At 75.5% G+C, this 7,485-nt stretch carries 7 protein-coding genes and 1 pseudogene; 1 reads left to right on the top strand and 7 read right to left on the bottom strand.

The window, feature by feature from the left end:
- Positions 1-623: pseudogene (locus CCN44_RS37870) on the bottom strand (hypothetical protein); the annotation flags it as partial.
- Positions 620-1,786 (bottom strand): FUSC family protein, encoded by a 1,167-nt coding sequence (locus CCN44_RS44750; RefSeq protein ID WP_158103204.1) that lies wholly within the window; start codon positions 1,784-1,786, stop codon positions 620-622. The pseudogene CCN44_RS37870 and the gene CCN44_RS44750, both read right to left, overlap by 4 nt.
- Before the next feature lie 313 nt (positions 1,787-2,099).
- Here CCN44_RS44750 and CCN44_RS37860 point away from each other — a divergent pair, with 313 nt between their 5' ends.
- Complete coding sequence (locus tag CCN44_RS37860; RefSeq protein WP_244204032.1) at positions 2,100-3,617, top strand: hypothetical protein; 1,518 nt, start codon at positions 2,100-2,102, stop codon at positions 3,615-3,617.
- 39 nt (positions 3,618-3,656) lie between these two features.
- On the opposite strand, the gene CCN44_RS37855 is transcribed toward CCN44_RS37860, so the two are convergent.
- From CCN44_RS37855 to CCN44_RS37835, 5 genes are all read right to left on the bottom strand, one after another.
- Entirely contained in the window at positions 3,657-4,985 is a 1,329-nt protein-coding gene (locus CCN44_RS37855) for a hypothetical protein (protein ID WP_086703332.1), read from the bottom strand.
- A 198-nt stretch (positions 4,986-5,183) separates the two neighbouring features.
- On the bottom strand, positions 5,184-5,381 hold the full coding sequence (locus tag CCN44_RS37850; protein ID WP_167404076.1) for a hypothetical protein: 198 nt from the start codon (positions 5,379-5,381) through the stop codon (positions 5,184-5,186).
- Between the two features lie 71 nt (positions 5,382-5,452).
- A complete protein-coding gene (locus CCN44_RS37845; RefSeq protein ID WP_086703326.1) occupies positions 5,453-6,562 on the bottom strand; it encodes a class I mannose-6-phosphate isomerase in 1,110 nt (369 codons plus the stop codon).
- A gap of 1 nt (position 6,563) precedes the next feature.
- A complete protein-coding gene (locus CCN44_RS37840) occupies positions 6,564-6,977 on the bottom strand; it encodes an SRPBCC family protein (RefSeq protein ID WP_059254726.1) in 414 nt (137 codons plus the stop codon).
- Positions 6,978-7,182: 205 nt separating this feature from the next.
- Entirely contained in the window at positions 7,183-7,353 is a 171-nt protein-coding gene (locus CCN44_RS37835) for a hypothetical protein (RefSeq protein WP_399010611.1), read from the bottom strand.
- Positions 7,354-7,485 lie beyond the last annotated feature (132 nt).

The raw sequence follows: 7,485 nt of genomic DNA, 5'->3' as shown, positions 1-7,485 counted from the left end.
CCCTTGCCCCGGACGTCGCCGACCAGGATCCGGGTGCCGTACGGCGTCTGCAGGGCCTCGTAGAAGTCGCCGCCGATCCTCGCCTCCGACTCGGCCGGCAGGTACACGCCGCGCAGGGCCAGCGAACCGAGCCGGTGCGGCAGGGGGTGCATCAGCGCGCGCTGGGCCGTCTCCGCGACGGAGCGGACCTGCTGCAACTGCCGCTCCCGGCGCCCGCGCAGGGAACAGGCCGCCATCGACGTCACTCCGACCACGAACAGGCTGAACAGCACGACGTCCGAGTCCGGATGCCCGTACTGCCCCGCGTCCGCCTGGAGCAGGGCGGTCGCGGCCAGCGCGGCGCACGCGAGGGCCGCCGTGGCCCACAGCGGGAGCAGCACCGAGGCCAGCACGGGCACGGCGACCATCACCGGTGACACATGCAGCCAGTCGGGGGTGAGCAGATCGGTGAGGGAGACGGCCGCCATGAGCAGAACGGGGGCCGCCGCCGGCAGGGCACGGGAGCCGGCGATCCGGCCGCGCAGGCCCCGGGCCGGGCGCGCGGAGCCGGTGCCCTTACCGGTGCCGGACGCGGAGACGGTGTGCTGGGACGTGGTGTGCTGGGGTGTGGTGTGCTGGGTCATCGCCTGGGGGTGTGCCGTAGTGGGCGGAGTGCCCGGTGGGTGCGGACGGGCGGGGCGGGCGGCGGGGCCGACAGACAGGACAGGGCCGACTCCAGGTGACGGAGCAGACGGCCGGTCTCGGCGTCGGCGGCCGGGGGATCGCACCGGGCCGAGCCCAGCCGGGTCAGGGCCCGCCGGGTCGCGGGCAGCGCGGGGTGCGGCCGGCCGCCCCGGCAGGAGTAGGCGCACAGCGCGGTCGTACGCAGCAGCCGCGCGTACGACCGGGCGAACGCGGCCTCGGGGCCGGGGGTGCGGGCGGCCCCGGGGCGCGCGTCGAGCAGCCGGCCGGTGGCGGCCAGCTCCCGCGCCACGTCGGCCAGGGTGCACAGGACCCGGCGGTCCAGGTGCCAGCGGCGGCGCCGGGCGACCGGCCGAACGTTCCACCGCATGCTCTCGTGCGCCTCGTCCACGGCCGTGCGGGCGCGCTCCAGCGCCGTGTCGAGGTCCTGCTCCCAGGAGGGGCCGAGCACGTCCCGGGGCCGCTCCCGGCGCACGACCGCGTCGGCCAGGCCGTCGAGATACCGGGCGACCAGCGCCCGCAGCTCCTCCAGCGCCCGCTCGGCGGACCGCACCCGCACGGCGGGGAACAGCAGCGCGCTGCACGCCAGGCCGAAGCCGATGCCCAGCACGATCTCCGCCAGGTGGGAGACCAGCTCACCGCGGTGGTGGCCGCGCAGCAGGGCGAACGTGATCAGCGCGGTCGTCGGCACATGGATGCCGTGGTGCCCGAGGAACCCGCGCCGGGCCAGCAGCACGGAGGCGAAGACGACCAGCGCCAGACCCGCCATGCCGGGCCGGGCGTACAGGGCGCCGGGTACGGCGACGAGCACGCCGAGCAGACAGCCCGCGCCGTACCGCAGCGCCGCGGAGGCCGTGCGCACCACCGTCGTCTCCACGATGAGCAGCGCCGCGACGGCCCCCGCGTACGGGTCGGGCGTGTGCAGCAGCGCCGTACAGGTCTGCCATGTCAGCCCGGCGGCCACGGTCGCCCGGGCGGCCTCGGCCCCGTCGGTGCGGCCGAGCCGTCTCATCCGTGCCGGCAGAGCGGACCACCGTGCGCCGCGCATGCCGTCGTCGCCCCCTTCCTCGTCGGGATCCGCGGGCCGCTCGGTCGGGCCCGGCAAGGCCGCCCAGGATAATCGGACAAATGGGGCATGAGGCAAATAAGGGTTGTGCGGGAAAGGGTGAGCTTTCGGTCCTCTGTCGGGTCTGCGTCCACGCCCGTACACTGCGGATCCGCAGACATGCGGGGGGAGTTGACCAGGGGGAGCCATCATGTCCGGAGGTCCGTACAGACCGAACGAGGGACTCGACGGTCCGAGCCAGGGGTTCGGCGGTCCTGGTCAGGGATTCAACGATCCCGGGCGGGGGTTCGGCGGTCCTGGTCGGGGGTTCGGCGGGCCGTCGCTGCCGCCCGTGCCGCCGAGTCCGCCGCCGATGCCCGCCGGCCCGCCGCCCGCGCCGCCGGACGCCTGGCGCGCCCTCGCGACCGCCCTGCTCAACCTGAGCGGTCTCGGCCTCGGCTACGCGCTCCTGCGCCGCTGGGTGCTGACCGCCGCCTGCTGGGCGGCGACCGCCGTACTGCTGCTCGTCGCGCTCCCCGCGGACGCCGACGGGATCCCCGGAGCCGCGCTCGCCGGCTACGCCGTGCTCCTGCTGGCGGCGGCCGTCCACGGCGGGTTCGCCGGCCTGCGCACCCGGCCGGCCCGGCCGCACAGAGCGCCCCTCGCGCTGCTGCTGGGTGTGCTGCTGCTCGCCGTACCGGCCGGCGGCACGCTCTGGTACCAGGACGCCCACGACGAAGCCGTGGAGCGGGCGCTCCTCGGCCGGCTGGAGCGCGCCGACGACCTGGTGGCCGCGAGCGGCCGGCGGTCGTTCGGCTCCGCCGCACGCGACTACCGGACGGCCCTGGAGGTCTACCGCGACATCGCCGTGCACCACGCCGGCTCCCGCGCGGCGGAGAAGGTCCCCGACAGCCTGCGGACCTACTACACGACCGTCGGCGCGGCCTACGGCCACCGCGAGTACTGCGCCGCCGTGGAGCCGCTGAAGTACCTGCGCACCGTGCCGGACACGATCCCGAAGGAGCACCTCGGCTCGCTCGCCGGCTGGCCCGACGACCGGCTCGCGACCGCCCTGTACGAGTGCGGGGCCGGGCAGCTGGCCACCGGCGGGGCGGACTGGGTGACCCGCTTCGGCGACCTGCTGGACACCTTCCCGCGGTCCGGGGCGGCGGCCAAGGTGGTGCCCGCCGTCGACGCGGCGGTGCGGAAGGCGGAGAAGGCGGTCGACGGCGACGAACCCTGCGCGGCCGTCGAGCGGTTGCGCGACCTCGACACCCGGATCGGCGACCTGGCCGGCGCGGCCGGGGACGCGGACGGCCGGCTGGCGAAGGCCGCGGGCCGGGCCGGCCGCAGCGGCGACACGGGCCGGTACGCGTGCGGCGTCGACCAGTACGAGGACGGCGACTTCGACGCGGCGCAGAAGACCATGGAGCAGTTCGCCGCCGACCACGAGAACCACCGGAACCGGGCCCGCGCCGAGAAGATCGCCATAGCCGCCGAGGTCGCGCAGACCCTGCCCGCGGCCGGGAAGAAGCTGCCCACCACGGCCTCCGGCGGCAGCATCTCCGTCACCGTCAAGAACGACAGCCCGGACGACATCACCGTCCTGTACACCGGCCCGGTCACCGGCAGTTTCACCCTCAAGGGCTGCGGCGGCTGCAAGGCATACACGCTCGCGGACACGGTGATCCCGGGCTTCAAGCCCTGCAACGACAGCAGCAAGCACTACCCGCAGCGCACCATCAGCCTGCCCGTCGGCACCACGTACTTCGTGCACAAGCCGCAGGGTGGCAGCACCGCGACCCCGGCATCGGACACCGCCAGGCTCAGGTCCGGCTACGTCTACACCGAGTGCGCCTACTCGACCCAGCGGCTGGGGTCCGGGTACTGACCGGCGGGCGGTGCCGGCCGGCCGGTACCCGGATGCCGGTCAGCGCTGCCGGCCGGCCCGGCGCCGTACGACGACGATCGCCCCGGCGCCGACGACCACGGCGCCGGCCGCGGCGGCGGCGACGGGCAGCACCGAGCCCGAACCGGTGTTCGCCAGGTTCCCGCCCGAGGCCGAGGCCGAGGCCGAGGACGCGGCCGAAGCGGAACCGCCGTCCGAGCCGCCGTCCGCGCCGCCCGTCGCGCCGCCCGTCGACGCCGAGCCGGACGTGCCGCCCGTCGCCGAGCCGCCCGCCGTGGAACCGGAACCGCCGGTGGTGCCCGTGCCGCCGGCGGAGGAGGCCGATCCGCCCCCGGCCGAGCCGCTGCCGCCGGTCGACCCGCCGGTCACGTCGAGCGTGATCGCGGCCGTGTCGTTCGTCTTGTCGGCGTCGAACGGGCGGGACTCGTCCGTGAGCGCCACCGAACCCTCCGCCCCGGCGACCGCCTTGTCGATGCGCACCTTGAACTCGTAGGTCTCGCCCCGGCCTTCGTCCACCCAGCGCTGGCTGGTACCGCACTCGTAGCCGCCGTCCCCGGCCTTCTCGCAGTAGCCGTCGGCCTTGGTCACCGTCGTACCGGCCGGCATCTTGACCAGGACATGGGTGGCCGGCCCGTCCGATGCGCGCAGCACCCATCCGGGCCCGGCGTTGGTGAACTTCAGCTGCACGTCGACCGTGTCGCCGACGCGGCCTTGCAGCCGGGCGCCGGTCACCTGGAAGTCGGCCGTGTTGTCGGTCGTGACCGGGACGTCGGCCGCGTCCCAGCCGTCGTGCCGGGCGGAGCCGGGGGCGGCCGGCTTCTCGTCGGGCCGCTCGACCAGCTTCACCGCGGGACCGGTACCCCGCACCGGGTCGGCGGCGCCGTCGGTCGGGGCCGGGTCGTACGCGGCGACCGACACCCGCAGCTCGTCGTGGAGCGCGTGGTCCAGGGCCTTGAGGGTGGCGGGCCGCTCGGGGGCGTACACCACACCCGGCTCGATCTGCTGGTCGAACGCGCAGACCAGGTCCGAGGAGCTGGGCGCCTCGTCGAAGGAGGACACCTCGTACCGCAGGCAGTTGGACGGGATCGCGGTGTGGCTCAGCCCGCGCGTGACCGAGTACGACATCCAGACCTTGCCGAGCGCCGCGCCGCCCGTGTTGGTGAAGGTCGCCGGTACCTGGATCTCGGCGCCCGGCTTCACCCCGTCGACCGGTGCGAGGGCGCCCAGCACCAGGCCGGTCGCGGGGTCGTCGGCGGAGGCGGGCGCGGCACCGAGCGCGAGCAGGGCCAGGGCGCCGAGGGCACCGGCGGTCTGCCGAAGCGCACGGGGGCCGGGGGTGGAGAGCGGCATGGAGTCCTCTGGTTGACGTGGTGTGACGGGCGAACGAACGGTAGGGGAACGTGCGTTCCGCCTGTGGAGACTACTGCCGCCGCCGCATGGTTGTACGGGCCACCGACGAATCTCCGCGTCGCCTTCGCACCTCGGGACCAGGGACACACCTGGGCCTCCCCGGACGTCCGGGGAGGCCCAGGCGCGTCCTGGCCGTCCTCAGTCGTTCTCCGGGCGTTCGCCCTTCGGGCCACGGCCGCGCTCCGTCTTCGGACCCCGGCTCTGCCACTCCGGGTCCTGCTGCAGGGTCTCGTCGGCGACGGCGTTCGCGTCCTGGTCGGAGACCCCGGAGCGCTCGGCCTCCTTGCGCAGCCGCGCCCTGCGGGTGTCGTACCTCTTGCTGCCGGGTTCGGGCACGACGATCACCGCCCGCGCCCGGATCCCCGGCCCTCCGGGGCGCAAACGCGGAGACGGGCCCGGCCGGCTCCTCAGGGAGGAGTGCCGCCCCCCTCGCGCGTGCCGGGCCAGAGGCCCTCGCCGAGGGCGGCGAGCGCGGCCGGCCCGTGCCCGGCGGCCGTCAGCGGGGCCCGGATGTCGGCCTCCAGGTCCGGAACGTAGCCGAACAGGACGTCGGCGGGCCCGGCCACCCGCACCTCGCCGAGCGCGGCGGGCAGCAGCAGGGTCCGCGCGCGGTCGAGCCGGCCGGTCCAGTCGCCCGAGGTGACGGTCACGGGGGCGCCGGCATTGCTGAGGACCTGGGCCGTGGCGAACGTACGGGCGATCCGGGCGCTACGGCCCGCGGTCCAGCGCTCCAGGGCGAAGTACGGCCCCGCGCACAGCACCGTCCGCACCACCGAGTCCGCGACCGGCACGCTCAGTCCCGGCTGGAACTCGGGCCGGGGCTCCGGCCGCCACTCGGCCAGCAGCCGCTCGATGTTCGCCGCCCGCTCCCGCTCGCCCAGCGGCGCGCCGTCCTCCATCCGCCAGGGCATGGCGTGCTGCTGGATGTCGGAGGTCTGCTCGATCTCGTACACCAGGGTGCCGGGCCCGAAGCTGTGCAGGGTGCCGCCGGGCACGTACACGGTCTGCCCGGCGCGCACCGGCAGGCGGCGCATCACCGCGTCGAAGTCCTGCGCGAGCAGCGCCCGGCGCAGCCGCTCCCGGTCGGTCCCGGGCCGCACGCCGACCAGGGCGGTCGCGCCCGGTACGGCGTCGAGCACATGCCAGGCCTCCGTCTTGCCGTTCGGCTCGCCCTCCAGACGGCGGGCGGTGGCGTCGTCGGCGTGCAGATGGACCGGCAGCGCGCGCGTGCCGTCGATGAACTTGGTGAGCAGCGGGAAACGCGGCCCGTGCGGGCGGTCGCCGAGCAGCCCGGCGGGGTCCGCCGCCAGCAGCTCGCGCAGCGACCGCCCGGCCGACGGGCCCTCGGTCACCGTGGCCACCTCCCCGTCGACGTCGCTGACCTCCCAGGTCTCGGCGACCGGCCCGGACGGCAGCCCGGTGCGGCCCAGCCGGTCGGCGAGGGCCCGGCCGCCGAAGACGTGCTGCTTGACCGGCGTCGTCAGGCGCAGCGGGTGCCAGCGCACCGGGTGCGGCACCTCAGCCGCCCGCGTTGTCGACCCGCATCCGCACCTGTTCCTCCAGCCGCCGCAGACTGCCGTCCAGGGCGTCGTTCACCGCCTGCTCGCCCGGGTCGTGGCCGGCGTCGAAGAAGGACAGGTGCACGGTCACCTCGCTGGCTCCGCTGCCGATGCCCGCCACCTGGAGCCAGCCCGCATAGCTGCCCTGCTCCCGGGTCCCCCACTCCAGCCGCATCTGGTCCGGCTCGGACCGCAGCAGGGCGGGCATGTCCTCGCCGGTGCGGTCCTCGTGCACGGTCACGGCGGGCGGGTCCTCGACGTCCACGTGCAGGGCGTCGGGGAGCCAGGCGTCGAGCTGGTCGACATTGGCCGCCTGGTCGAAGACGTGCTCGGGCTGCGCGGGCATCGTGCGGGAACGTTCGTACTCGGCCATCGTGATACCGCCCCTCCGGTCGGAAGTCGTACCCCGACCGCGTGCCCCTTCCGCGGCGGCCGAAAAGCCCCGGCCGCGCCGTGCTCCCGCTCGTCGCCGGGAGGGTGCGCGCGTCTCCCCTCGCATGCGGGGCCGTGAAGGGAGGGCCGCCGGCTCCCGCCCGCCTCGCCGCGGGCGGGAGCCGGGGCGGCAGGTTCCCGGTGCGTCAGTGGCCGGCCGCGCGTGTCCCGCTGAGCCTGCCGTGCAGGTGGGCGCTGGGGTCGTTCAGGCCGGTGATTTCCACGGCCGGCATCCGCTTCAGCGTCTTCGGGGCGACGGAGTGCCAGTCGAAAGTGCCCACCGACACCATGACCATCACCGCGACGAGCGCGGTCATGGGGATGTCGGAGACGACCGTGCCATGGAGCGATGTCGCAGACGTAGCCGACGTGTCCTGACGACGGGCGGGGAACCACGCGGTGCGGGCGGGCCGGGCGAGTCGTGTCGGAGGACAGCGTGCCGGCGCGGG

Origin of the sequence: Streptomyces tricolor (assembly GCF_002155905.1) — a bacterium.
Taxonomy (GTDB): domain Bacteria; phylum Actinomycetota; class Actinomycetes; order Streptomycetales; family Streptomycetaceae; genus Streptomyces; species Streptomyces tricolor.
The sequence above is the reverse complement of the archived record's forward strand: the minus strand, read 5'-3'. Positions and strand labels throughout refer to the sequence as shown.

Excerpts from the sequence above, each read along its gene's own strand:
- CCN44_RS37840 (WP_059254726.1), bottom strand. The coding sequence starts at position 6,977 with ATGGCCGAGTACGAACGTTCCCGCACGATGCCCGCGCAGCCCGAGCAC.
- CCN44_RS37860 (WP_244204032.1), top strand. The coding sequence starts at position 2,100 with ATGCCCGCCGGCCCGCCGCCCGCGCCGCCGGACGCCTGGCGCGCCCTC.
- CCN44_RS37835 (WP_399010611.1), bottom strand. The coding sequence starts at position 7,353 with ATGACCGCGCTCGTCGCGGTGATGGTCATGGTGTCGGTGGGCACTTTC.
- CCN44_RS37855 (WP_086703332.1), bottom strand. The coding sequence starts at position 4,985 with ATGCCGCTCTCCACCCCCGGCCCCCGTGCGCTTCGGCAGACCGCCGGT.